The organism is Ensifer sp. NPDC090286 (assembly GCF_044769565.1).
Lineage (GTDB): Bacteria > Pseudomonadota > Alphaproteobacteria > Rhizobiales > Rhizobiaceae > Ensifer.
Genome location: NZ_JBIVYF010000003.1, coordinates 165,937 through 191,132 on the forward strand (window position 1 = coordinate 165,937; position 25,196 = coordinate 191,132).

The following is a 25,196-nucleotide window of genomic DNA, read 5'->3' on the forward strand; positions in this document are numbered from 1 at the left end:
CTCGATACAAGTCCCTATATTGATTGTGATTCGAGGCTTTGGCGCCGTGCCGCTCGATCGCTCACAGCGAGACGCAGACCGCTACGGCTTCACACGACCCGGTTGTGCCCAGGAGGCGCGAGAACCATGATGACCCGATTGTCCATCCTTATCGCAGCTGCGCTTCTCTTAACGGCGTGCCAGACGATGACGCCGGAGGAAAGGCGCATCGCAGACGGCAACACCTGCGCATCCTACGGCTTCCGCCGCGGCACCGATGCGTTCGCTACCTGCCTGCAGCGGATCGAACTCGACCGCCGCGCCGAATCGCGCGCCTTCCGTTATCAGAACGACATGATGATGTGGGGCTGGGACCGCCCCGTCATCGTCACGCGACCGGTGATCGTCCAGGCCAAATGACGCGATCACGGCCGAGCCAACGCCGCCTGGGCGGCGCTGGCTCTTGGCTTGTTACCCCTTGCCGTTGATCGCAGCCTGGGCTGCCGCGAGCCGGGCGATCGGCACGCGGAAGGGTGAACAGGAGACGTAGTCGAGGCCTGCGTCCTCGCAGAAGCGGATCGAGGCCGGGTCGCCGCCGTGTTCGCCGCAGATGCCGAGCTTCAGGCCGTTCTTGGTGCGACGACCACGCTCCGCTGCGATCTGGATCAGTTCGCCGACGCCATCGAAATCGAGCGAGACGAAGGGGTCCTGCTCGATGATGCCCTTCTGTTGGTAGGTCGCCAGGAACTGCGAGGCGTCGTCGCGCGAGATGCCGAAAGTCGTCTGCGTCAGGTCGTTGGTGCCGAAGGAGAAGAAGTCGGCCGCTTCGGCAATCACACCGGCGCGCAGGGCTGCGCGCGGCAATTCGATCATCGTTCCGACCAGATAGTCGATGCCGATGCCGGCTTCGCCGATCACCTCCTTGGCGACCGCATCGATGCGCGCCTTGACGTAATCGAGCTCGGCCTTGAGGCCGACGAGCGGCACCATGATTTCGGGAACGACGGCCGCTCCGGTCTCGTGCGCCGCTTCGACGGCCGCTTCGAAGATGGCGCGCGCCTGCATCTCGGCGATCTCCGGATAGGAAATCGCCAGTCGGCAGCCGCGATGGCCGAGCATCGGGTTGAATTCGTGCAGTTCGTCGACACGCTGGCGCAGTTCCGACGCATCGAGCGAGAGCGCACCGGCAACGTCGGCGATCTCCTCGTCCGTCTTCGGCAGGAACTCGTGCAGCGGCGGGTCGAGCAGGCGGATCGTCACCGGCAGGCCGTGCATGATCGAGAACAGTTCGGCGAAATCCGAGCGCTGCATCGGCAGGAGCTTGGCGAGCGCCGAACGGCGACCGTCTTCGTCGTCGGCGAGGATCATCTCGCGCATGACGTTGATACGGTCGTCCTCGAAGAACATATGCTCCGTGCGGCAGAGGCCGATGCCTTCGGCACCGAAGGAGCGTGCGGCGCGCGCATCCGCCGGCGTTTCGGCATTGGTTCTGACCGTCATGCGACGCGTCGCGTCCGCCCAGGCCATGATCTTGCCGAAGTCACCGGAAAGTTCCGGCTGCAACATGGCGATCGCGCCCTTCAACACCTGACCGGACGAGCCGTCGATGGTGATGATGTCGCCCTTCCTGAGTGTCACGCCGCCGGCGGTCAGCGTTTCGTTGCGAAGGTCGACACGAATGCTGCCGGCGCCCGAAACGCAAGGGGTGCCCATACCGCGGGCAACGACGGCGGCGTGGCTGGTCATGCCGCCGCGGGTCGTCAGAATTCCTTCGGCGGCATGCATGCCGTGGATGTCTTCGGGGCTGGTCTCGACACGAACGAGGATGACCTTGCGGCCTTCCTTGTCGGCCTGCACCGCTTCCTCCGAGGTAAAGACGATCTCACCCGTCGCAGCCCCCGGCGAGGCCGGCAGGCCCGAGCCGATGATGTCGCGGCGTGCGTGCGGATCGATGGTCGGGTGCAGCAGCTGGTCGAGCGAGGCGGGATCGATGCGGGCGACGGCCTCCTGTTCGGAGATCAGCCCCTCCTCCGCCATGTCGACCGCAACCTTCAGCGCCGCCTTGGCGGTGCGCTTGCCGGAGCGCGTCTGCAGCATCCAGAGCGTGCCACGCTCGATCGTGAATTCGAGATCCTGCATGTCGCGATAGTGGCGCTCCAGCGTATCGCAGATCGAGCGAAACTCGGCGAAGGCCTCCGGCATCAGCTTTTCCAGCGACGGCTTGTCGGAACCGGAACCGATGCGCGCGGCTTCAGTGATATTCTGCGGCGTGCGAATGCCGGCAACGACGTCCTCGCCCTGCGCGTTGACCAGAAACTCACCGTAAAGCTCGTTCTCGCCGGTCGACGGGTTGCGGGTGAAGGCAACGCCGGTCGCCGAGGAATTTCCGAGATTGCCGAAGACCATCGCCTGGACGTTGACGGCGGTGCCCCAGGCGGCGGGAATGGCGTGCAGGTGGCGATAGGTGATCGCCCGCGGGTTCATCCAGCTCGAAAACACGGCGCCGATCGCGCCCCAGAGCTGCACCTCCGGGTCCTGCGGAAAGGGTTCGCCGAGCGCTTCCTCGATCGCTTCCTTGTAGCGGGTGATGACGCTCTGCCACTCGACAGCCGAAAGCTCGGTATCCTGCTCATGCCCGAGGCGCGCCTTCTCATCCTCGAGGATTTCCTCGAAAACGTCGTGGTCGACGCCCATGACGACATCGCCATACATCTGAATGAAGCGGCGATAGCTGTCCCAGGCAAAGCGCGCATCGCCGGCATCGTGCCCGAGCGCATGCACGGACTGATCGTTGAGACCGAGGTTTAGAACCGTGTCCATCATGCCGGGCATGGACGCGCGCGCGCCCGAGCGAACCGAAAGCAGAAGAGGACGGTTGGTGTCGCCGAAGACGCGGCCGGTCACCTCTTCCATCCGGCTGATGCCTTCGCGCACCTGCTCGCGCAGACCATCCGGCATTTGCCTCTCGTTGTCGAAGAAGCTGTTGCAGGCATCGGTAATGATCGTCAGACCCGGCGGCACCGGCAAGCCGAGATTGCACATTTCGGCAAGGTTTGCGCCCTTGCCGCCCAAACGCTCGCGATCACCCGCACGTCCCTCGGCCTTGCCCCCACCGAAGGTGTAAACCCATTTCGTCATGCCTGCTCTCCACCCAGAAACAGTCTTTGATGACGATTTACAGTATATGCTTCAGGCTGAAAATGCATCCGGCGAAGATTTATGCTGCAGCGCATCATTTTCTGTAACATTGCTACACATCGCGCTTCACTTCTCACAAAACGTGTCGGTGGCTTTAAATTGCAGCCGAAATTCCTGAAAAGGCTGCGCCACGCCAGCCGATCCGACATTGCCCGAAACATAACAATTATCTAATATACAGATGCGCGATGGGGGTGCATCCAGGAATATCCCGTCATGGCAATCCGTTTCCGTCTCGATGGCTCGGAGGGTCGGTCATGAGGTGGCATGCAAATCTGACAACCTGGCTGCTTTTTGCGCTCATGGTCCTTTTCACCATGGGAAGCGCCTTTGCCGAGGAAAACGGCAAGCGGCTGGCGCTCGTCATCGGGATGAGCAACTACGTGCTGGCTGGAACCTTGCCCAATGCCGTCCGCGATGCGGAAGCATTCAACACCTTCCTCAAGGGCCAGGGGTTCGAAACGAACCTGGTGCTCAACGCCGATCGCCGCGACCTTGCCGGTGCGCTCTCAGAGTTTTCGCGCAAGATCGGGCCAGACGATACCGCCCTGTTTTACTACGCCGGCCACGGCATGCAGCTCCACGGCGAAAATTTCCTCGTTGGCACCGATGCTAAGCTCGAAAGCGAATTCGACGTGCCGGCCGAGACCGTGGCGCTGTCCGAGATCATCGGCGCGATGGAAAAGCGCGCGCGCATCTCGATGGTCTTCCTCGACGCCTGCCGCAACAATCCGCTCGCCGAGCGGCTGACGCGCGAAGTCGAGGGCGCGACCCGCGGTGCGGCGACGAGAGGCCTGGCGCCGATCGAAACACAGAGCGGCGGCACGCTCGTTGCCTTTGCCGCCGCACCCGGCCAGGTCGCCGCCGACGGCACCGACGGGCATTCGCCCTTTACCCGGGCGCTGATCGCCAATCTCTCCGGCGCCGGTCTCGAGGTTGGCACCGCCTTCAAGCGGGTCGTGCGCGACGTGCGCAAGGAGACACAGGGCAAGCAGCAACCGCAGATCCTGTCGTCCCTGTCACTGGAGTTCTATTTCGGGCCCGAAACCGTAACGCCGCCGACCCCCGTGGTGCAGACCCCTGCGGTCCAGACGACCGTGCCACAGACCGTGACGGTCCAGCCGGCACTCACCGTGCCGGCCATCGACCCGGAAGCGCTAGAAGCGGAGAAGGACTTCAAGAAAGCGCTGAAGATCGGAACGGCGCGCATCTGGCACTTCTTCGTCGAAAAGCACCGTACCGGCGAATATGCCGACCTCGGACGGCAGGCGCTGGCCCAGATCGAACCGGCGGCCATGCGCAACGAGGCGCATCTGCCGCAAGCCGTCGAAGCGCAGCTCCTGCCGGGCAAGGACCAACGACGAAACATTCAGCTGGCGCTTGCCTCACGGGGATTTGCAGCAGGTACGGCCGATGGCGTCTTCGGCGGACAGACCCGGGACGCGATCAAACGCTTCCAGAGCACCAACCAGCAGCCGGCAAGCGGCTTCATCACCGAGAACACGGCGGCCGCCCTCGGCATAAAGGTCAACGCCCGTGCCGAAGGCATCTACAGCGCGACGAAAGCCCGCCGATACGACGTCGCCAACCTCGAGGGGCTGGAAACCGATCAGACCGTCCTGCGGGCGCTGACCTGCCTGCGTCACTTCGAGACCGTCTACGGCGTGTTCGGAGGGCACCTCTATGTCGCCGTTCACACGGGTACGATCCTGGCCGTCTATGCGCGGGGAATTGCCGGCGGTTGCGGCGCCCACCTCGCCTCGATTTCATCTCCAGAGGAAAACGCGTTCGTTGCATCGCTTTTCAATTCCGACCCGAGCTTCTTTGAGACCGGATACGACCCGAGAGGAAACGTCAGCTACAAGATGGGGCCCTGGATCGGCCTGACACAGGACCCGCAGGGCAAGGAGCCGAAGGGCGGTTGGCACTGGGATAATGGCGCGCCGATGACCTACACGAAATGGTTTCAGGACATGCCGAACGAAGACAAGAAGGGCGACGACATCGGCATGTACTACGCCCATCGCAATGGCCGGTCCGACACCAAGTCCCTCTATGTCGACACCTGGGATGACATGGGACCCAGCGATGGCACGGGCGGTCTCATTCTTGAATTCGAGTGAAAGGACGACCAGGCGCGACCGCGCCGTTGAACGGAGCGCAAGGAGGGCCGCTCATGAAATGGCGTGTGATGCTGCTGTTCCTTGCCCTTTCGGTTCCGCTCGCAAGCGGCAATGCCTTTGCCGAAGGAAACGGCAGGCGGCTGGCGCTCGTCGTCGGCATGACGGACTACGTTGCGGCTGGCGTGCTGCCGAATGCCGTGCGTGACGCCGAAGCCTTCGATGCGTTTCTTAAACGGCAGAGCTTTGAGACCGATCTGGTGCTCAATACCAACCGTCGCGGTCTTGCCGAGGCGCTCGCACGCTTCTCCCGCAAGCTTGGTCCCAACGACGTCGCCTTGTTCTATTATGCCGGTCACGGCATGCAGTTGCGTGGCGAGAACTTTCTCGTCGGCACCGATGCGCGGCTCGAAAGCGAGTTCGACGTTCCGGCCGAAACCATGCCGCTTTCGGAGATCATGAACGCGCTGGAACAACGCGCGAAAATCTCCCTGATCTTCCTCGACGCCTGCCGCAACAATCCGCTCGCAGACAGGCTCAACCGCGACGTGACGGGCACAAGCCGGGGCGGCGCCACCAGAGGACTCGCACCGATCGAAACGCAGGGCGCCGGCACGCTCGTTGCCTTTGCCGCGGCGCCCGGACAGGTGGCGGCCGACGGAACCGACGGGCATTCGCCGTTCACCCGAGCGCTGATCACCAATCTCTCCGGTCCAGGGGTCGAAATCGGCACCGCCTTCAAGCGGGTGATCCGGGAAGTGCGCTCGGCAACGGGCGGCAAACAGTCGCCACAGATCCTCTCCTCGCTCGATCTGGAATTCTACCTCCACGGCAGCGCCACGGCTGAAGCACCCCCACCGTTAAAAGCAGACAATGTCGATATCGCCGCGCTCGACTTTAGCAAGGCGATGCGCGTGGACACGGCCAGGACCTGGAAGCGCTTCATCGCCAAACATGGCGAGAGCAACTATGCCGACGCGGCACGCCAGTCCATTCAGCGGCTCGGCAAAAGCGACGACTTCAAATCATCGCTGGCGGCGATGGCCCAGGAACAGAAGATGCTCGACAGCAAGGACAAGCGCGCGACTGCGCAGCTGGCCCTGCAGAGCAAGGGTTTCGACACGGGTACTACGGACGGCGCCTTCGGTGGCCAGACACGCAGAGCGGTCACGGGCTTTCAGGCGGCCCGCGGGCTGAAGCAATCCGGATTTCTCGATCAGGAAACCGGCGCGAGCCTGGGCCTCACCTTTGCCCGCATCGACCAGGACATTCTTTCGGCCGCCAGCGCACGGCGCTATGACGCCACCGATCTTGAGGGACTGGAGGACGAACCGGTGATCGCCATGGTGCGGTGCCTTTCGCCTCTGCCACTGACCTATGGCACCTTTGCCGGCCACCTCTATGCAGCGGCCTATCACGGGCAGCAGATCGGCTGGCAGGAAGCAAAAGTGATCGCCGAGCGCTGCGGCGGGCACCTCGCCACGATCGGTTCCAGCGATGAAAACACCTTCGTCGCCTCGCTCGTGAATACCGATGACCGGTTCTTCAGCAGTTCGTTCGAAGGCGGCGAGCACCGACGGGTCGGGCCATGGCTCGGGCTTTCGAACGAAAACGGCAGTGCCGAAGGGTGGAGATGGACAACGGGCGCGGCCGTTACATTCGGCAGATGGTTCAGGCGGCCGCCGGAAAAGGCAGGGGCGGCAACGCTTTACGCGGCCTATCGGGCCAACAAGGTTCCCCTATCCGCCTACGTCGACACCTGGGAAGCGCGCGATCCATCGCGGCCGGTCTCGGGTTTCATCGCCGAGTTCGAATGAACGATCAGACGACTTCGCGCAGGCGCTCGGCGGTCTGCAGGTCGACGGAGACGAGCTGCGAGACGCCCTGCTCGGCCATGGTCACGCCGAACAGGCGGTTCATGCGCGCCATGGTGATCGGATTGTGGGTGATGATGATGAAGCGTGTCTCGGTCGATGCCGCCATCTCGTCCATCAGGTTGCAGTAGCGCTCGACATTGTGGTCGTCGAGCGGGGCGTCGACTTCGTCGAGCACGCAGATCGGCGCCGGATTGGTGAGGAACACGGCGAAGATCAGCGCCATTGCCGTCAATGCCTGCTCGCCGCCCGATAGCAACGTCATGGTCTGCGGCTTCTTGCCCGGCGGACGGGCGAGAATTTCAAGGCCCGCTTCCAGCGGATCGTCGCTCTCGATCAGTTGCAGCTCGGCCGTGCCACCGCCGAAGAGGTGGGTGAACAGCCGCTGGAACTGCACGTTGACGACGTCGAATGCGGCGATCAGGCGTTCGCGGCCCTCGCGGTTCAGGTTCTGGATGGCGCTCCTCAGCTTGCGGATCGCCTCGATGACGTCGTCGCGCTCTCGCAGCAGCAGGGCGAGCTTTTCCGAAAGCTCCTTCTGCTCCTCTTCGGCGCGCAGGTTGACGGCGCCAAGCCGCTCGCGCTCGATCTTCAGCCGTTCGAGCTCGCGCTCGACATTGCGCATGTCGGGCAGCGCCTCGTCGACGGCAAGTCCCGTCAATCGCATCACCTCGTGCGGCGGGCAGGAGAGCGCTTCCTGAATGCGCGCCTCGATCTCGACGCGGCGTTCACGGGCGGAGACCAGGCGCTCCTCGGCGCGGCCGCGCTTTTCGCGCGATTCGGCCAGTTCGGACAGCGCGGTTGCGGCCATACGGTCGGCCTCGCGCTGGCGGTTCTCGGCCTCGGCAAGCAGATCGGCCGCTTCGCGCCGCGCCGCTTCCGCCTTCTGCAACTCGTTCATCAGCGCCCGGCGCTTGTCCTCGAACTCGTCGGGCGCATCGATCAGCTCTTCCACCTCGTCGCGGGCTTCCGCTTCGCGGTCACGCAGGGTGGCGATATGTTCCTCGGCGCTGGCGGCACGCGCCTTCCAGGTCTGCCGTTCCACCCCGATCGCGGCGATGCGACGCTGGCGGGCCTCGTTCTCGCGCGCCAGGCCATCATGAGCGGCGCGGGCCTCGGCGACGGCGGCGCGATCGGCAGCGACTTCGGCCGTCTGCGTGCGCAGCTTCAGTTCCAGTTCGGAGAGATCGGGCGCGTCTGCCAGCGCGTCGTTGGCCGTCTCGATCTGCTCGGCCACCTCTTCGACCTGGGCTTCGATCTGGCTGCGCGATTCGGCAAGCACCGCCCGCCTGCGTGCAAGGTCGCCGGAGGCGCGTTCGGCCGCAGCAAGCGCGTCACGGGCCTCGGCAAGCTGTCGGGTGATCATGCGCTGCGCGTCGCGCGCAAGCCGCAGCCTTTCGTCCTCGGCGCGGATACGGCTGCCAGCGGCGGCAAGTTCGGCCTCGGCGCGGCGCAACCCTTCCGCCGCACCGTCTGCCTCCGCGTCGAGCTCGGCCAGCCGGTTCTTCTGCGCCAGCCGCAAGGCGGCAGCACTTGGCGCCTCGGAGCCGGTCACGTGGCCGTCCCAGCGCCAGACGGAGCCCTGCTTGGTGACAAGGCTCTGGCCAGGTTTCAGCAAGGGCAACAGCCGCTCGGCGTCCGCCTCGTTTGCGACGATACCGATCTGTTTCAGGGCGCGGGTCAGCGCGTCGGGCGCCTTCACATGCGCAATCAGCGGGCTGACGCCTTCCGGCAAATCGGCGTCGCCGGCATGGTCCCCGGGCGCGCGCCAATGGGCGGGCGCATCGGTTTCAAGCGGTGAGTCGAGGTCGTCGCCCAGTGCGGCACCGAGGGCTGTTTCGAAGCCGCGGTCGACCTTCATCTCCTCGACGACGGCGGGATAGGCGCCACCGGCCACCGCCTCCAGCATGCGCCGGATGGTGCGCGCTTCGGTCTCGATGCCGTTCAGCACGGCGCGGGCGCGATCCACGGGCTGGCGCGCTTCGACCTCCGTGCGCCGCGCTTCGGCGAGGCTTTCCTCGATCGCGATCACATTGCTTTCAGCTTCTTCCAGCGCAGCTTCTGCGACCTCGACCTGGCCCTGCTTTTCGTGCGGATCAGGAAGGGCTGCCATCTGGCGGTCGAGTTCGTCGAGATCGCGCGACTGGTCGCCAAGCTGGCGGGCAAGGCGCGCCTGGCGCTCCGAGAGGTCGCGTAGCGTGCGCTCCAGCTGGTTGCGACCGGCCTGCGCCTCGGCACGCTCCGCCGTCAGCCGCGCCAACAATGCCTCGCTACCGGCGAGTTTTTCGTTACCCTCTTCGAGGCGCTCGCGCGCTTCCGTCGCACGGTCGTCGGCCTCGGCGAGCATGTCGCTGAGTTCGGCTTCCTCTTCGTCGAGGCGCGAAAGAATGCCGGCATTGTCGACGACAAGGCGCTCTTCGCGGGCGATGTCCTCGGACAGTTGCGCCAGCCGGCGCTGCAACTCGTCGCGGCGCCTGAGGATGCGGCCGGCGTCCTCTTCGAGCTGCGAACGGGCGATCTGCAGGCGCTGGAGGGCGGCGGCGAATTTCGCTTCGTTCTCGCGCAGGTCCGGCAGCTTCAGGCTGGCGATCGCCTGGTCCTTGGCCGCCTGCATCTGCTGCTGCGCCTTTTCCGCAACCAGCGCCGTCACCTGATTGAGCTGGCTCGTCGCCTCGGCCTCCGCCTCCTTGGCCTGCACCCAGCGAATATGGAACAGGATCGCCTCGTGCTTGCGGATATCGGCCGAGAGCATCTTGAAGCGGTTGGCCTGGCGCGCCTGGCGCTTGAGGCTCTCGATCTGGCTTTCGAGCTGCGAGGTGACGTCGTCGAGGCGTTCGAGATTGGTCTCGGCGGCACGCAGGCGCAGCTCCGCCTCATGGCGGCGCGAATGCAGGCCGGAGATGCCGGCCGCCTCTTCCAGGAGCTGGCGACGGGCTTGGGGCTTGGCAGCGATCAGTTCGCCGATGCGCCCCTGCCCGACCATCGACGGCGAGCGTGCGCCGGTCGAGGCGTCAGCGAACAGAAGCTGCACATCCTTGGCGCGCGCTTCCTTGCCGTTGATCCGGTAGACCGAGCCCTGCTCGCGCTCGATGCGGCGGCTGACCTGGATCTCGTCGCTGTCGTTGAAGGCGGCGGGCGCCGTGCGGTCGCTATTATCGAGATAGAGGCCGACCTCGGCCGTGTTGCGCGCAGGACGGTTGCCGGATCCGGAAAAGATCACGTCGTCCATGCCGGAGGCGCGCATGTTCTTGTAGGAGTTCTCCCCCATCACCCAGCGCAACGCTTCGACGAGGTTCGACTTGCCGCAACCGTTCGGTCCGACGACGCCGGTCAGCCCCCGCTCGATGATGAATTCGGTCGGTTCGACGAAGGACTTGAAGCCGAGCAGGCGAAGCTTGTTGAACTTCATGGGACGGACACTGGGGCTACGAGATACCCCCCTCTGCCATCAACCCAGACAAGAAAAACGGGCGCGCGGCTGCGGCCGTCGCCCGTTTTCAGGAAAAGCGAAGGATCAGAGCTTGCTGTCGATGAGGGCCGACATAACGTCAACCGACATGTCCCCCGAATAGTGCTCGCCATTGACAAAGAAGGTCGGCGTCGACTGAACCCCGAATTCCTTGGCGCCCCGTTGCATAACAGAGTTCACATCATCCAGAAGTTTTTGGTTCGTCAAGCAGGCCTCGAAGCTCTCCTGTGTAAAACCGGCGAGTTTGGACATCTGCAGCAGGGCGTCGCGGCCATTCTGGGCTGCAGCCCACTGCTGCTGCTGCTTGAAGAGCATCGAGATCATCGGGAAGTACTGGCCTTCCGGAGCGCAGCGCGCCAGCATGAAGGCGGCCGCAGCGCGCGGGTCGAACGGGAATTCGCGCAGCACGAAGCGGACCTTGCCGCTGTCGACATACTTGGTCTTGATCGCTTCGAACGTGTTGTTGTGGAAGGCGGCGCAGTGCGGGCAGGTCATCGACATGTATTCGACGATGGTCACCGGCGCGTTGGCGTCACCTATCGCCATTTCCGGCAGAGCACCCGGCTCCATCAGCTTGGCGACGTCGACGGAACCTTCAGACGAAGGGAGCTCGACCTTGACGGGCGCGGCGGTCGTCTGCGCGACTTCGGTGCCGGCAGCAGGCTTGGCTTCGGTGGTGGCCGGCGTCGCGGTTGTCGATGCGGTGGTCGTTGCGTCCGTAGCCGGCTTGGTTTCGGTCTTCGCTGCCGTCTCGGTGGCTGCGGCCGGGGCGGTCGATGCCGTTTCCTTCTTTTCGTCGCTGCAGGCAGCAAGCACCAGGGCGACGGTTGCGATGGCGGCACCGCTGAGCAGGCGCTTGGTAAGGTTCATTGCGGAAGCGGACATGATTTGACCCGTGTTCGGAGGGAATTGCAGTGCGGATTCGATATCTTGCCGCGCGCAGGGCGGCAAGTGGCGCGGCGTCAACAGAATTCAAAGAATTGTGACCGACCGATGGCTGCCCGGAAGCGCAGTTCGATCTCGGATATCCGCGCCTTGCGCTTTAGGCCTCTGGTTTTCGCATGCCGTCGCAAACCGCTGGAGAGTTTTGCGCGACATGCCTTAGCGTCGGCGTGGGTTGAGTACAGCGGTGCCCAGCCGACGCAGGGCCGCCTTTAGCTCTTCGCTTTCAATGCCTTCGACCATCGTTTCGAGCCGGCGCGCGGGCTCGCCCGAAAGCGGCTTGGGCTTGCCACGGTGTTTCGGCTGCTGGGAGACAGGCTTTTGGACGATGCGCAGCTGGCCGATGGCATAAAAGCCGAAGAAGCCGTTGATCCGTTGGATCAGTTCACCCTGTGCATGGGTCAGAAACAGGGCGCGCGCGCCCTCGCAGGCAACCGTGAGCACGCCCGGCTGGTGCCCGCCCTCGCCCATGATCTCGGAGGCGCGCCGCGGCCAGGCGATCTTTTCGGGCCGCGTGCAATCGGCAAAGTCCTCGCCGGCGATTTCGTCCCAGGAGCCGAGCAGCATGGTGTTGATGCCCGCGCGCTTGGCGAGCACCGGGTCGATCAGGCCATTCGCGACTTCGCTGATCTGGACAACGCCCTTCCGGGACTTCTGCTCGCTCACGTATGGACTTTCTGTAGGCAATGTCGATTGAGCCTTGATGCTGCGGCTCCGCTTCGCCAAGTATAGGCCGGAAAAGGAACTTCCGGCAAATCATGCACGATACGATACCGGCGGCGGACGCCGCACCCCTGCTTTTGGAATGGTACGACAGGCACCATCGCGACCTGCCCTGGCGGGTTTCGCCGCCCATGGCGCGCCGAGGCATCGTCGCCAATCCCTATCACGTCTGGTTATCCGAAGTGATGCTGCAGCAGACGACGGTGCAGGCGGTAAAGGCTTACTTCGAAAAGTTCCTGTCGCTGTGGCCGACCGTCGAGGATCTGGCACAGGCCGACAATGAGGACGTGATGAAGGCATGGGCCGGGCTCGGCTACTATGCCCGCGCCCGCAACCTGAAGAAATGCGCCGAGGCCGTCGCGAACGACCACGGCGGCCGTTTTCCCGATACGGAGGACGGGCTGAAGTCGCTTCCCGGCATCGGCGACTATACAGCCGCCGCGATTGCGGCAATCGCCTTCAACCGCAGAAGCGCCGTTCTCGACGGCAATGTCGAGCGGGTGATCTCGCGTCTCTATGCGATCGAGACGCCGCTGCCGGCGGCAAAGCCCGAGATGCGGGGCCGCGTCGCCGCGCTCACCCCCGGCGAGCGCCCGGGCGACTTCGCCCAGGCGATGATGGATCTCGGTGCGACGATCTGCACGCCGAAGCGGCCCGCCTGCTCGCTCTGTCCCTTCCGCGCCCATTGTCGTGCGCTTTCCGTAGCAGACCCCGAAACCTTTCCGCGCAAGGCGCAGAAGAAGGACAAGCCGCTTCGGCGCGGTGCTGCCTTCGTCGCGATCGACGGCGACAACGCGGTCTATTTGCGCAAGCGGGCCGAGACGGGCCTGCTTGGCGGCATGACCGAAGTGCCCGGCACCGACTGGACGTCGCGGCAGGACGGCGATACCTCGCTTGCCTCCCAACCCTTTGCGGCCGCCTGGGAAGATTGCGGCACCATCAGCCACGTGTTCACGCATTTCGAGTTGCGTCTCTCGGTCTACCGCGCCAATGTCGCGCGCGCCGGAACGCAGGGCAACGGCTGGTGGGAACCGGTCCACTCGCTGAGCGCCCAGGCGCTGCCGACGGTGATGAAGAAGGCGATCGCCCAGGCGATCCCGCATGCCTTCAAGGCGGAACGCTAGCGCGGTACGGGGTCACCCGTCCCGCTCCAACTCCGAAAATTCAAGCAGGGAATTCGTTCATGAGCAGCATCGAGATCCGTCACATCGTCTTCGACATCGGCAAGGTGCTGATCCACTACGATCCCAACCTGCCCTATAGCCGCATCATCCCCGATGAGGCCGAGCGCGAGTGGTTCTTTGCCAATGTCTGCACCCATGACTGGAACATCGAGCAGGACCGCGGCCGCTCCTGGGAAGAAGCCGAAGCGCTGCTGATCAAGGACTTCCCCGAGCGCGAAGAGCAGATCCGCGCCTTCCGCAAATATTGGCAGGAGATGGTGCCGCACGCCTATGTCGAGACGGTGTCGCTCATGGAGCGGCTGATCGCCGAAGGGCGCGACGTGACGATGCTGACCAACTTCGCTTCCGATACGTTCCGCGAGGCACAGGTCCTCTACCCCTTCCTGACCTTGCCGCGCGGGGTTACCGTTTCGGGCGACGTCAAGCTCATCAAGCCCGATATCGCCATCTATGAGACGCACACGCGGACCTTCGATCTCGACCCGTCGGCCACGCTCTTCATCGACGACAGCATTCCCAATGTCGAGGCCGCGCGGCTTGCCGGTTGGCACGCGGTGCATTTCGTCGACCCGGAAAAACTGAAGGCCGATCTCGCCGGCTATGGCATTCATCCGTAGGCTAGAACTGCCGATAGCCGAGAGCTCCTGTTCGTGGCGGCACGATTCCGCCACGAATCATTCCTACCACCTGTGATTGCGTAACCGCAGAGGTAGTATATGAATAGTTTAGAATTTTCAGTAGCTCGAGACGGCGTCGCCAAGGACGCCTTCATGGACGAGCTCTACGCGACGACCGAGGCCAGCTTTCGCGACGAGGTTTCTCGGCAAGAATTCGGTGAACGGTATTCAGAGACCCGTTTCGTCGTCGCCAGACGCGATGCCAAATTGGCGGGCTGGCTCAGCCTTCGACCGCCGACTGAAGGCGACGACGAGAGAGCGGCCGATCGAGGCTGGCACGCCATGCCGTCGCACGAGCTGCACGACGCCGAAATTCTGGCGCAGCTCTTTCGGCTTGGCGCCGTGGAGGCCGGTTCAGAGGGCATCATCTGGCACTCCCGAACAACCCCTCTCAACCAGCAGGTCGTCGAAATGACCGGCGCGACAGCGCTTCGGGATCTGTTCAGGACCTGGCAGGCGCCATCTGAGCGCTGGCCAGCCGCAATCGCAAAACCCAAGGACGATGCCGTCGTTTACGCCGTCCACGCGCCTCTACCGGAAGATCTTCTCGCAAAGTTCGTGGACTTCCTCACACGCGCGGGGATATCGAACTGCAGTGGAGAAACCTGCACCACGACCTGGGACGCGGACGCCGTCGCCCAACGTATCGCTGACTGGGATGAGGGCGGGCTGCTGATGCAGTGGCTGGAACATCACGACCTCGTCGTCGCCGAGGCCTACGCCTTTGTCTGGAACGATGAAATGATGATCCACATCACCGAACACCAGGCCTCTTCTCCGGGGCTGATTGCCCTGGTTGCCACCCTGCTTCAGCGTATTCCCGCAGCCTACCCCGATATCAGGGTCGCCACTGTCGAATTACAGGAAGACGAAAGAGCAGGCCTCGAGCCTGTGCTCGCCAGTTGCGGCTTTGAGGACAAAGGCCCGCGGACGCTCTTCCATTTGCGCCCAGAGGGAACGCCGGTTCTCTAAAGGCGGTGTATCCGCTATTGAACGCGCCGCGGCGGCACGGGTCGCCGCCGCGCATTGTCAGGGCCCGGCCGCGATGAAGCGCCATACCAGCCAGGCCGCAACGACAGCGGCCACGGACCAGATGCTCAGGATTGCAACAAGGCCACTTCGGCTGGACAGGCGTCCTTCCAGTGTCGTCGCCCGCTCTCGGAATTCTTCCATCAGCGCCGGCGGCACCAGACGCACCGCCAGGAGGATGCCGAGCGGAACGAGGATCAGGTCATCGAGGTATCCGAGTATCGGAATGAAGTCCGGGATCAGGTCGACCGGCGACAGTGCATAAGCCGCCACAGCGCCGGCAACGACTTTCGCCGAAAGCGGCGTTCGGCGATCTCGCACGGCGAACCAGAGCGCAACGACGTCCCGTTTGATTTGCCGCGCCCATTGCTTCACGCGCTGGAGACGATCGGGCAAGGCCATGCGGATGACGCTCTTGTTCGGACGAAGGCTGGTCTGCCCGAACCCTATTGGCGGATGCGTAGATTGGCAATCGGCCTCAGGGCTGGCCGGCTTCATACGCTCGGTCCTATGGCCCGGACATACAAATGCCCGGAATCCTCACAGCGAGGGTTCCGGGCATTTAAAGCTCTCCTTCCGGGACTGAAGGTACAAAAACCGGTCAGAGCGCTTTTCGAAGGATCCGGCGGAACTGGTTGATCAGTTCAGTTTTGCCAGATCATTTCGAATGACGGTTCTGAGTTCGTCGATGGGCTTCAGGGTGTTCCCCTCTTCGAAGTGCCAGAATGTCCATCCGTTGCATGCATCAAGCCCCTGGACCTTGGCGCCCAGGCGATGAATTGAGCCGGCTTCGCCGCCGGAAGCGACCGTGCCGTCGGCGCGGACGATTGCGCTGTAGCGGCGCTTGGCGTCCGTCAGAACTGTGCCGGGCTTGATCAGCCCGCTTTCGATCAGCGTGTTGAAGGCGACGCGCGGCTCGGCCTTCTTGCCGGTCATGACCGAGAGCATCGCCTTGCCGAGCGGCTCGACCGCGTCGATGCGCGCAGATGCCGCGTCGATGTAATCCTGCTCGCGCTCGATGCCGACGAAGTGGCGGCCGAGGCGCTTGGCGACGGCGCCGGTCGTGCCGGAACCGAAGAAGGGATCGAGAATGACGTCGCCGGGCTTGGTCGAGGCCATCATGATGCGGGCGAGCAGCGCTTCCGGCTTCTGGGTCGGATGCACCTTCTTACCGTCGTCGTCCTTCAGGCGTTCGTGGCCCGAGCAGATCGGGAACAGCCAGTCGGAGCGCATCTGCACGTCGTCATTGGCCGCCTTCATCGCATCGTAGTTGAAGGTGTAGCCCTTGGCGCTGGCGTTCGGCGTCGCCCAGATCAGCGTTTCATGGGCGTTCTGGAACCGGCGGCCCTTGAAATTCGGCATCGGGTTGGTCTTGCGCCAGATGATGTCGTTGAGGATCCAGAAGTGCAGGTCCTGGAGGATCGCGCCAACGCGGAAGATGTTGTGGTAGGAGCCGATCACCCAGAGGGTGCCGGTCGGCTTCAGCACGCGGCGGCAGGCGAGCAGCCAGGCGCGGGTGAAGGCGTCATAGGCCTCGAAGGAAGCGAACTGGTCCCACTCGTCGTCGACGGCATCGACCACCGACTGGTCGGGACGGGTCAGCATGCCGCCGAGCTGGAGGTTATAGGGCGGGTCGGCGAAAACGACGTCGACCGAATTGTCGGGAAGCGCATTGAGCGCGGCCACGCAGTCACCCTTGATGATGGTGTCTAGCCAGCCCTGCGGACGGGCGGAGCGGGAGACTTCGGCAAGCGAAACAACTGAAGACATGGACAACTCGCAAATACGCTTACTCGGAACGGATCATGGAGCGTATGGTTACCGAAGATGGTTACCAAAGCCTGAAGGCCGTTTCGAAAAAGTGCGTAGTCACGCTATGTTAGAGAGGTCTTCTGGAGTGAACAGGAAAGGCGGGAACGGGTGTTCACCCGCCTCCCGCCGCAGCGTTTAGGCGTCTCGGACGCGTTTCACCTGTTGTCGTGAAAGGCGCGGCTGTCCGAGGGTGCCTCATGGCGCTCGTTCAGCCCGTAGTCGCGGATCACGGAAGCGATGCGCAGGCGGTAGTCGGCAAAGACGCCGTGGCGCCCGGCATCCTGTGCGGCACGATGTTCGGCGCCGTTCCGCCAGGCCTTCACCGCCTCCTCGTCGCGCCAGAAAGACAAGGAAAGCACCTTGTCGGGATTGGTCAGACTCTGGAACCGTTCGATCGAGATGAAACCATCGATGTCGTCGAGCAGCGGCCGCAGGTCGGCGGCAATGCCGAGATAGGCGTCACGCCGGCCCTCGGCCGGCAGGACTTCGAAGATGACGGCAATCATGGTTCACTTTCCTCCTGTTGGCATCGAGACGTTCTTCAGGAAAATCCGATCTTCCTTCAGGATAAACCGCTCGCGGCGGGAGAAGGCGTAATTTTCCCGGCCGAGCGGATCGGCAGCAAGCCGGGCGCGATAGGCCTCATAGGCCGCGAGGTTCTCGATGTTGTAAACTCCGTAAGCCGTCGTCGCCGATCCCTCGTGCGGACCGAAATAGCCGATGAGGTCGGCGCCGCAGCGCGGAATGACCTCGCCCCAATTGCGCGAATAGGTGGCGAACTCGTCCTTTTTGAACGGATCGATTTCGTAGCGGATGAAACAGGTGATCATCGTCATCTCCAGGTCCTTGGGGCCTTTCGCCCGGTCTTCGATGAGGTGACTATGCCCGCTTGTCTGTCGGGAATGCTTCGATTACGATCGAAGTATGAAGGAAGGTCCAGACATCGCTCTCATCGGTTCGTTGATCGGCGATCCCGCCCGTGCCAACATGCTGACGGCGCTGATGGGCGGCAGCGCGCTGACAGCAACCGAGCTTGCCACCCATGCCGGCATCACGCTGCAGACCGCCAGCTCCCATCTCGCCAAACTCGAGGCCGGCGGCCTGCTCAGCCAACGCAAGCAGGGGCGCCACCGTTATTTTCAGCTGGCAGAAGACGAAGTCGGGCTGATGCTCGAGAACCTGATGGGCTTTGCCGCCGGCCGCGGCATGACCCGCCACCGCCCCGGGCCGAAGGATCCGGCACTGCGTAAGGCGCGCGTCTGCTACAATCATCTGGCCGGCGACTATGGCGTGCGCATGTATGACAGCCTGATTGCCGAAAAGCAGATCGAAGTCACCGGCGACGACCTGGCGCTGACGCCCGACGGGCAAAGCCGGATCGAGGCGCTCGGCATCGACTATGCAGCGCTGAAAAAATCCCGCCGCCCGATATGCCGCACCTGCCTCGATTGGAGCGAGCGCCGTACGCACCTGGCCGGCTCGCTTGGCGAAGCGCTGCTGACGCTGTTCATCGACAAGGGCTGGGCCAAGCGCGAGGCGAGCAGCCGCGTCATCCGCTTCACCGCCAATGGCGAGAAGGCTTTCTCCGAGCTGTTTCCGCAGTAGCTGCTGCCAGCCACTTTAGCCGACGATGGAAAAGGCCTCACGGGTTTCGCCCGCGGCGGTCCTGACCGGCGTCTTGCCGATCCAGCCCACATGCCGCTCGAGGATCTTTGCCGCCTCGTCGCCCCGGCCCTCGCGCAAGGCGGCCAGGATCGCGCGGTGATCGTGGTCAGTACGCGCCTCCCAGCTCGTGCGCCAGGCGGAAAACAGGAAACGAGCGCTCGCCGCATGCAGATCGTCGATCGCCGCAAGCAGCCGTGGCATGCCGCAGGGTTCGAGGATCAGCCGGTGGAAGGCGCGGTTTGCCGCCTCCCAGGAGCGCACGTCGCGCGAGGTATCGGCAGCGGCCGTTGCCATCTCGGCCCGATCGAGGATCGCCGGCGTCAGATGCGGGATGGCATGGCGAAGCGCCAGAACCTCCAGCACCGCGCGCATCTCGGCGACCTCCCTCACCTCCTTCAGGTCGAAGGAGGCGACGCGAACCCCGCGGCGCGGTTCGCTGACGGCAAGGCCCTGGGCCTCCAGCCGCCGAAAGGCTTCGCGGACGGGCACGTGGCTCGCACCGAATTCCTCGGCGATATGATCCTGCCGCAAGCGCTCCCCCGGCATCAGCATGCCGGAGATGATCCGCTCGGCCAGAGCCTTGCTGATGCGACTTGCGAGCGTATCGTCCTGCTGCTTTTCCATCGCCTACTGATAGAGCCGCGAAACAAGGCTGTCGAGGAAGCGCAGCGGCGGTTTCGATAATTTCCAATGGTTGAGCTTTGGCCTGCCATCGTATAAAGCTCTGCCGTACGAAAGCCCCGCGCCGCGCGAACATTCCTCCCCCCGCCTGCGGCGCCTCTCCTCCCAGGGAACTGTTCCATATGACCGGTATCGATCTCATCATTTTTGATTGCGACGGCGTTCTCGTCGATTCCGAAATCATCGCGTCGGAAGTCGAAGCAGCACTGCTGACAGAAGCGGGTTACCCGATCAGCGTCGAGGAAATGGCGGAGCGCTTTGCCGGCATGACCTGGCATAACACGCTGCTGCAGATCGAGAAGGAAGCAAGCATTCCGCTTTCGGCCCAGCTCATCAGCAAGGTCGACACGATCCTCGACGAGCGCCTGGCCCGCGACCTCAACATCATCGACGGCGTCAAGCCGATGCTGGCGCAACTGACGCTGCCGCACTGCATCTGCTCCAACTCGACCTCGGCGCGGCTTGCCATGATGCTCGGCAAGGTCGGTATCAAGGACCATTTCGGCCGCCACATCTATTCGGCGCGCGACCTCGGCGCCGACCGCGTCAAGCCGAAGCCGGACATCTTCCTGCACGGCGCCAAGCAGATGGGCGTCGACCCGTCGCGGGTGCTGGTGATCGAGGATTCCGTCCACGGCATCCACGGTGCACGTGCCGCCGGCATGCGCGTCGTCGGCTTCACAGGCGGTTCGCACACCCATCCCTCGCATGCCGACCAGCTGACCGAAGCGGGTGCGGAAACGGTGATTTCGCGCATGACGGCGCTGCCGGGCGTGATCGCGGCCCTTTCCGCATGGTCGGAGTCGATGACGGCCTAATTGGCCGCAGGCGGTTGCGCACCGCCATGCCCCTTTCGCTCCGGCTTTCGGCCGGAGCGGGAAAGAAGCCTTCGGCCAACACGGCAGACGTCCAATTAGACGCCGAGGGACATGATGACACATTGCAGTGGCGTCACGTCCCCTAGAAAATCTTCCCGGTTTTCGAGGAGCCGCGCACGAGGGCCGTACCAAGCAAGCCCCATCGGGGTATTTTTAGGAGGAAACACAATGCGTCTTTCAATGTTGACCGGCCTGACCCTGGCGGCCAGCGTCGCCTTCGGCCCGCTCGCCTTCGCCGACATCACCATTGGCGTGATCACGCCGCTTACCGGCCCGGTCGCGGCCTATGGCGAGCAGGTGAAGAACGGCGCGGAAACGGCTGCAGACGAGATCAACAAGGCTGGCGGCATCAATGGCGAGAAGATCGTGCTGAAGATGCTCGACGACGCCGGCGATCCGAAGCAGGCCGTTTCGGTTGCCAACCAGGCTGCCGGTGAAGGCATCCGCTACGTCGTCGGTCCGGTTCTGTCCGGCACCTCGATGGCGGCTTCGGACATCCTTGCCGAAAACGGCATCCTGATGGTGACGCCGACGGCAACCACGCCTGACCTCACCACCCGCGGTCTCTGGAACGTGCTGCGCACCTGCGGCCGCGACGACCAGCAGGCCGAGGTTGCGGCCGCCTATGTGCTCAAGAACCTCAAGGACAAGAAGGTCGCCGTGCTGCACGACAAGGCGCCTTACGGCAAGGGCCTCGCTGACGGCTTCAAGAAGGCGATCAACGCTGGCGGCATCACCGAAGTCGTCTACGAAGGCCTGAACCCGGGCGACAAGGACTTCAGCGCCATCGTCACCCGCCTGAAGGCCGAAAACGTCGATGTCGTCTACTTCGGCGGCTACCATCCGGAAGGCGGTCTGCTCGCACGCCAGATGCACGACCAGGGCGTGAAGGCGCAGATCTTCGGCGGCGACGGCCTGTCCAACACCGAGTTCTGGGCAATCGGCGGCGAAGCTGCGACCGGCACGGTCTACACCAATGCCAGCGACGCGACCAGCAACCCGGCCTCCGCTCCGGCTGTCGAAGCGCTGAAGGCGAAGAACATCCCGGCCGAAGCCTTCACGCTGAACGCCTATGCTGCCGTCCAGGTGCTGAAGGCCGGCATCGAGAAGGCGGGCTCCGCTGAGGACGCGACTGCGGTTGCAACTGCGATCAAGTCGGGCGACGCCATCGACACGGTTCTCGGCAAGCTGACCTACAGCGAAGCCGGCGACCTCACCTCGCAGGCTTTCTCGCTCTACAAGTGGGAAGGCGGCAAGAGCGTTCCGGCTGAATAAGCCGCACGCAATGGAAATGAAAACGCCGGGGCAAGCCCCGGCGTTTTTTTATGCGGCATGGGCCGCTGCTTACTTCTTCTTGCCCTTGGCCGGCGGGCCTTCGTCGAAGCCGACATAGACGGTGACGTTGGATCCGGCGCCGGCCGGCAGCGTCACGTTGGCCTTGGTGAAGACGAACTGGCCGGAGCCGGTCGAGGGGATCTCGACGGCGTGCTGGGTCAGCTCGGAATAGAGCGTCTTGTCCTCGTCGGTTGCCGCAACGCGGATCGGCATCGTGACCTTGCCGGGGCCGCCCGCGGGTCCGCTGACCACGCGTCCCTGAACCACCACGGTCATCGTCAGCGAGTTCTCGCTCTGGACGCACTGGCGCGTGGTGTCGGCAAGAGAGGCCTGGTAGACGACCTTGGTCGGGTCGTTCTTGGCGCCCTTGGCGTAGCTGGTGAAGACCGACGTGCCGTCACGCAGGATGACCTGCGGGCACGCGGCCTGAACGACGGCCGGCGTCGGAGCAGCGGCACTGCCGCCTGCGTCGATCGCCCCACCGGATTGAGTCTGATTGCAGCCGGCGAGGACCGCGAGAAAAGATATTGCGAGAACAGGCCGGGATACTTTGCCAAACACGTTGAACAACCTCTGCTGGACCGGTTGAAACTCCTTGACCGAAATCTCGGCCGGAAGACCTTTCATGGCCTTCGGGCATCGTCTATAGCAGCGACAAACTGAAAAATCGATTGGGTCAGTCCGTCCCTTCCGAATTTTCCGAAGCTAGTTTTGCGACCGGAAATTGGGTCGGTGACAAGAATAGATGCAGACTTTGTCAAGGACTGACGCAATAAGACGAGCGTGTCGCGACGACGTTTCCCAAGGTCGCCGCAACCCTTGAGGTGGGACGAAGGACAAAGATGGTGAAGTATATCTCGACGCGCGGCGAAGCCGCTCCTCTCGGCTTCTGCGATGCGCTGCTTGCCGGTCTTGCGCGCGATGGCGGTCTCTATCTCCCCAAGGAATGGCCGACCTTTTCCAAGAAGGAAATCCGCGGCCTGCGCGGCAAATCCTACCAGGACATTGCCTTCACCGTGCTCGAGCCCTTCATCAATGGCGAGATCCCGGCGGGCAAGTTCCGCGAAATGATCGACGAAGCCTACGCCACCTTCCGCCATCCGGCGGTGGCGCCGCTGGTGCAGACTGGACCGAACGCCTTCGTCATGGAGCTCTTCCACGGCTCGACGCTCGCCTTCAAGGACGTGGCGATGCAGCTGCTCGCACGGCTTATGGACTATGTGCTTGCCGAACGCGGCGAGCGGGCCACGATCGTCGGCGCGACCTCCGGCGACACCGGTGGTGCGGCGATCGACGCCTTTGCCGGTCGTGAGCGTACCGATATCTTCATTCTCTTCCCGCACGGCAAGGTCTCGCCGGTGCAGCAGCGGCAGATGACGACCTCGAGCGCATCGAACGTTCATGCCATCGCCGTCAACGGCAACTTCGACGACTGCCAGAACCTCGTCAAAGCGATGTTCAACGACGCCGCCTTCCGTGACCGCGTCAAGCTTTCGGGTGTCAACTCGATCAACTGGGCGCGCATCATGGCCCAGATCGTCTATTACTTCACGACGGCGGTCGCGCTCGGCGGGCCGGACCGCAAGATCTCCTTCACGGTCCCGACCGGCAATTTCGGTGACATCTTCGCCGGCTACGTTGCCAAGCGCATGGGCCTGCCGATCGACAAGCTGATCATCGCCACCAACGAAAACGACATTCTCGCCCGCACGCTGAAGACCGGCCGCTACGAGATGCGCGACGTCAAGGCGACCACCGCACCGTCGATGGACATCCAGATTTCGTCGAACTTCGAACGGCTTCTGTTCGAGGCGAACGACCGCGATCCGGGCGAAATCCGCTCGGCGATGGACGGGCTGAAGCAATCCGGCTCCTTCACCATCCGCGAGAAGGCGCTGAAGGCGATCCGCAAGGAGTTCCGCGCCGGTCGCGCCTCGGAGAAGGACGTCGCCAAGACGATTGCAAAGACGCTTGCCGACACGGGCTATCTGCTCGATCCGCACAGCGCCGTCGGCGTCTTCGTCGCCGCCAAACACGAGAAGGTGTCCGCTCCAATGGTGACCCTTGCGACCGCACATCCGGCGAAATTCCCGGACGCGGTAAAATCGGCAAGTGGTATTGACCCGGCGCTTCCGACGTGGCTTGCTGACCTGATGAACAGGGAGGAGCGTTTCGATATCCTGGATCCGGACCTGAAAACCGTCGAGACCTTTATCGGCGAGCGGACCCGCCTCCGGGGGTAAGAACGAGAAGAAACGTATGATGAAAGTTGAGTGCACCCGGCTCCCTTCCGGGTTGACGGTGGTAACCGAGCAGATGCCGCATCTTGAAAGTGTGGCGCTCGGCGTGTGGATCAAGTCCGGTTCGCGCAATGAAACCCTCGGCGAACATGGCATTGCCCATCTGCTCGAGCACATGGCTTTCAAGGGCACCGCGCGGCGCACCGCCCGCCAGATTGCCGAAGAGATCGAGAACGTCGGTGGCGAGGTCAATGCTGCGACCTCGACCGAGACGACCTCCTATTATGCCCGGGTTCTCAAGGATCACGTGCCGCTCGCGGTCGACATCCTCGCCGACATTCTGACCGAATCCAGCTTCGACGATGAAGAACTTCGCCGCGAGAAGCAGGTGATCCTGCAGGAGATCGGCGCTGCCGACGACACGCCCGACGATGTCGTCTTCGACCGCTTCGCCGAGACCGCCTATCGCAACCAGACCGTCGGCCGGCCGATCCTCGGCACCCCGGATACGGTCATGTCGTTCTCCGCCGACCAGATCCGCCAGTATCTCGGCCGTAACTATACGACCGACCGCATGTTCGTGGTCGCCGCCGGCGCCGTCGAGCACGATGCCTTCGTTCGCCAGGTCGAGCAGCGCTTCGCTTCCCTTCCACGCACGCCGATCGCAACGCCTGTGATGGAAGCTGCGCGCTATACCGGCGGCGAGAGCCGCGAAACCCGCGACCTGATGGACGCGCAGGTGCTGCTCGGTTTTGAAGGCAAGGCCTACCACGCCCGCGATTTCTACTGTTCGCAGATCCTCGCCAACATCCTCGGCGGCGGCATGTCCTCCCGCCTGTTCCAGGAAGTGCGCGAGCATCGCGGCCTCTGCTACTCGGTCTATGCCTTCCATTGGGGCTTTTCCGACACCGGCATCTTCGGCGTGCATGCCGCGACCGGCGGCGAGAACCTGCCGGAACTGATGCCCGTCATCGTCGACGAGCTGCGCAAATCCTCGATGAACATCGAGCAGCAGGAAATCGAGCGCGCGCGCGCCCAGATCCGCGCACAGCTTCTGATGGGCCAGGAAAGCCCGGCGGCCCGCGCCGGCCAGATCGCCCGCCAGATGATGCTCTACGGTCGCCCGATCCCCAACGAGGAACTGATGGAGCGCCTCTCCGGCATCACCATCGAGCGCCTGACCGACCTTGCCGGCCGGCTGTTCTTCGACACTATACCGACGCTTTCGGCGATCGGCCCGCTCGAGCAGCTTGCCCCGATGGGCGACATCCTGTCGTCGCTGACCGGCAAGGCCGCTGTCCCGCACGCCGTCGCAAGCTAAGCCGAAGGCTTAACGGCCGGGCTCCGCTTCATCAGAATGTATGAAGCAATCCCGGCCTCCCAAACAGTG

General features: G+C 63.6%; 21 protein-coding genes. 11 read left to right on the plus strand and 10 right to left on the minus strand.

Annotated elements, in window-relative coordinates; translation table 11 throughout:
- Positions 1-126: 126 nt before the first annotated feature.
- Complete coding sequence (locus tag ACIQUG_RS16100; protein ID WP_402323163.1) at positions 127-399, plus strand: hypothetical protein; 273 nt, start codon at positions 127-129, stop codon at positions 397-399.
- Between the two features lie 51 nt (positions 400-450).
- Here the strand turns inward: ACIQUG_RS16100 and ppdK are convergent, their stop codons facing one another.
- Positions 451-3,117, minus strand: a complete 2,667-nt coding sequence (gene ppdK, locus ACIQUG_RS16105; protein ID WP_402323164.1) for a pyruvate, phosphate dikinase — start codon at positions 3,115-3,117, stop codon at positions 451-453.
- Positions 3,118-3,434: 317 nt separating this feature from the next.
- On the opposite strand from ppdK, the gene ACIQUG_RS16110 reads away from it, so the two are divergent.
- A complete protein-coding gene (locus ACIQUG_RS16110) occupies positions 3,435-5,300 on the plus strand; it encodes a caspase family protein (RefSeq protein WP_402323165.1) in 1,866 nt (621 codons plus the stop codon).
- 53 nt (positions 5,301-5,353) lie between these two features.
- Entirely contained in the window at positions 5,354-7,114 is a 1,761-nt protein-coding gene (locus ACIQUG_RS16115; protein ID WP_402323166.1) for a caspase family protein, read from the plus strand.
- 4 nt (positions 7,115-7,118) lie between these two features.
- Here ACIQUG_RS16115 and smc read toward each other — a convergent pair whose 3' ends face one another.
- The 3 genes from smc to ACIQUG_RS16130 form a co-directional block, all read right to left on the minus strand.
- Positions 7,119-10,580: a chromosome segregation protein SMC gene (smc, locus tag ACIQUG_RS16120; RefSeq protein ID WP_402323167.1), complete on the minus strand. Its 3,462-nt coding sequence runs from the start codon at positions 10,578-10,580 to the stop codon at positions 7,119-7,121.
- 105 nt (positions 10,581-10,685) lie between these two features.
- Entirely contained in the window at positions 10,686-11,525 is an 840-nt protein-coding gene (locus ACIQUG_RS16125) for a DsbA family protein (RefSeq protein WP_043619910.1), read from the minus strand.
- Between the two features lie 216 nt (positions 11,526-11,741).
- Positions 11,742-12,248: a DUF721 domain-containing protein gene (locus ACIQUG_RS16130; RefSeq protein ID WP_043619908.1), complete on the minus strand. Its 507-nt coding sequence runs from the start codon at positions 12,246-12,248 to the stop codon at positions 11,742-11,744.
- 92 nt (positions 12,249-12,340) lie between these two features.
- On the opposite strand from ACIQUG_RS16130, the gene mutY reads away from it, so the two are divergent.
- The 3 genes from mutY (at position 12,341) to ACIQUG_RS16145 (ending at position 15,138) form a co-directional block, all read left to right on the plus strand.
- On the plus strand, positions 12,341-13,429 hold the full coding sequence (gene mutY, locus ACIQUG_RS16135; protein WP_402323168.1) for an A/G-specific adenine glycosylase: 1,089 nt from the start codon (positions 12,341-12,343) through the stop codon (positions 13,427-13,429).
- A gap of 59 nt (positions 13,430-13,488) precedes the next feature.
- Positions 13,489-14,106, plus strand: coding sequence for an HAD family hydrolase (locus ACIQUG_RS16140; RefSeq protein WP_402323169.1), 618 nt, complete (start codon positions 13,489-13,491; stop codon positions 14,104-14,106).
- A gap of 153 nt (positions 14,107-14,259) precedes the next feature.
- The gene (locus tag ACIQUG_RS16145; RefSeq protein WP_402323170.1) at positions 14,260-15,138 is read left to right on the plus strand and encodes a hypothetical protein; all 879 of its coding nucleotides are present in this window, start codon (positions 14,260-14,262) and stop codon (positions 15,136-15,138) included.
- Positions 15,139-15,195: 57 nt separating this feature from the next.
- Here ACIQUG_RS16145 and ACIQUG_RS16150 read toward each other — a convergent pair whose 3' ends face one another.
- From ACIQUG_RS16150 to ACIQUG_RS16165, 4 genes are all read right to left on the minus strand, one after another.
- Positions 15,196-15,597, minus strand: a complete 402-nt coding sequence (locus ACIQUG_RS16150; protein ID WP_402323171.1) for a YkvA family protein — start codon at positions 15,595-15,597, stop codon at positions 15,196-15,198.
- A gap of 237 nt (positions 15,598-15,834) precedes the next feature.
- Positions 15,835-16,965, minus strand: coding sequence for a site-specific DNA-methyltransferase (locus tag ACIQUG_RS16155; RefSeq protein WP_043619897.1), 1,131 nt, complete (start codon positions 16,963-16,965; stop codon positions 15,835-15,837).
- A gap of 197 nt (positions 16,966-17,162) precedes the next feature.
- Positions 17,163-17,513: an antibiotic biosynthesis monooxygenase family protein gene (locus ACIQUG_RS16160; protein ID WP_402323172.1), complete on the minus strand. Its 351-nt coding sequence runs from the start codon at positions 17,511-17,513 to the stop codon at positions 17,163-17,165.
- Positions 17,514-17,516: 3 nt separating this feature from the next.
- A complete protein-coding gene (locus ACIQUG_RS16165; RefSeq protein ID WP_043619930.1) occupies positions 17,517-17,837 on the minus strand; it encodes an NIPSNAP family protein in 321 nt (106 codons plus the stop codon).
- Between the two features lie 94 nt (positions 17,838-17,931).
- Here ACIQUG_RS16165 and ACIQUG_RS16170 point away from each other — a divergent pair, with 94 nt between their 5' ends.
- Positions 17,932-18,612, plus strand: coding sequence for an ArsR/SmtB family transcription factor (locus ACIQUG_RS16170; protein ID WP_402323173.1), 681 nt, complete (start codon positions 17,932-17,934; stop codon positions 18,610-18,612).
- A gap of 15 nt (positions 18,613-18,627) precedes the next feature.
- On the opposite strand, the gene ACIQUG_RS16175 is transcribed toward ACIQUG_RS16170, so the two are convergent.
- Positions 18,628-19,296: a GntR family transcriptional regulator gene (locus tag ACIQUG_RS16175; protein ID WP_034801282.1), complete on the minus strand. Its 669-nt coding sequence runs from the start codon at positions 19,294-19,296 to the stop codon at positions 18,628-18,630.
- A 179-nt stretch (positions 19,297-19,475) separates the two neighbouring features.
- On the opposite strand from ACIQUG_RS16175, the gene ACIQUG_RS16180 reads away from it, so the two are divergent.
- Positions 19,476-20,171 (plus strand): HAD family hydrolase, encoded by a 696-nt coding sequence (locus ACIQUG_RS16180; RefSeq protein ID WP_043619891.1) that lies wholly within the window; start codon positions 19,476-19,478, stop codon positions 20,169-20,171.
- A gap of 228 nt (positions 20,172-20,399) precedes the next feature.
- Positions 20,400-21,506 (plus strand): ABC transporter substrate-binding protein, encoded by a 1,107-nt coding sequence (locus tag ACIQUG_RS16185; protein WP_043619889.1) that lies wholly within the window; start codon positions 20,400-20,402, stop codon positions 21,504-21,506.
- Between the two features lie 69 nt (positions 21,507-21,575).
- Here ACIQUG_RS16185 and ACIQUG_RS16190 read toward each other — a convergent pair whose 3' ends face one another.
- Entirely contained in the window at positions 21,576-22,127 is a 552-nt protein-coding gene (locus ACIQUG_RS16190) for a hypothetical protein (protein ID WP_043619928.1), read from the minus strand.
- A 281-nt stretch (positions 22,128-22,408) separates the two neighbouring features.
- On the opposite strand from ACIQUG_RS16190, the gene thrC reads away from it, so the two are divergent.
- Together thrC and ACIQUG_RS16200 are read left to right on the plus strand one after the other, a co-directional pair.
- On the plus strand, positions 22,409-23,809 hold the full coding sequence (gene thrC / locus ACIQUG_RS16195) for a threonine synthase (RefSeq protein ID WP_402323174.1): 1,401 nt from the start codon (positions 22,409-22,411) through the stop codon (positions 23,807-23,809).
- Positions 23,810-23,825: 16 nt separating this feature from the next.
- Entirely contained in the window at positions 23,826-25,127 is a 1,302-nt protein-coding gene (locus ACIQUG_RS16200) for a M16 family metallopeptidase (RefSeq protein WP_402323175.1), read from the plus strand.
- The last annotated feature ends 69 nt before the right edge of the window (positions 25,128-25,196 follow it).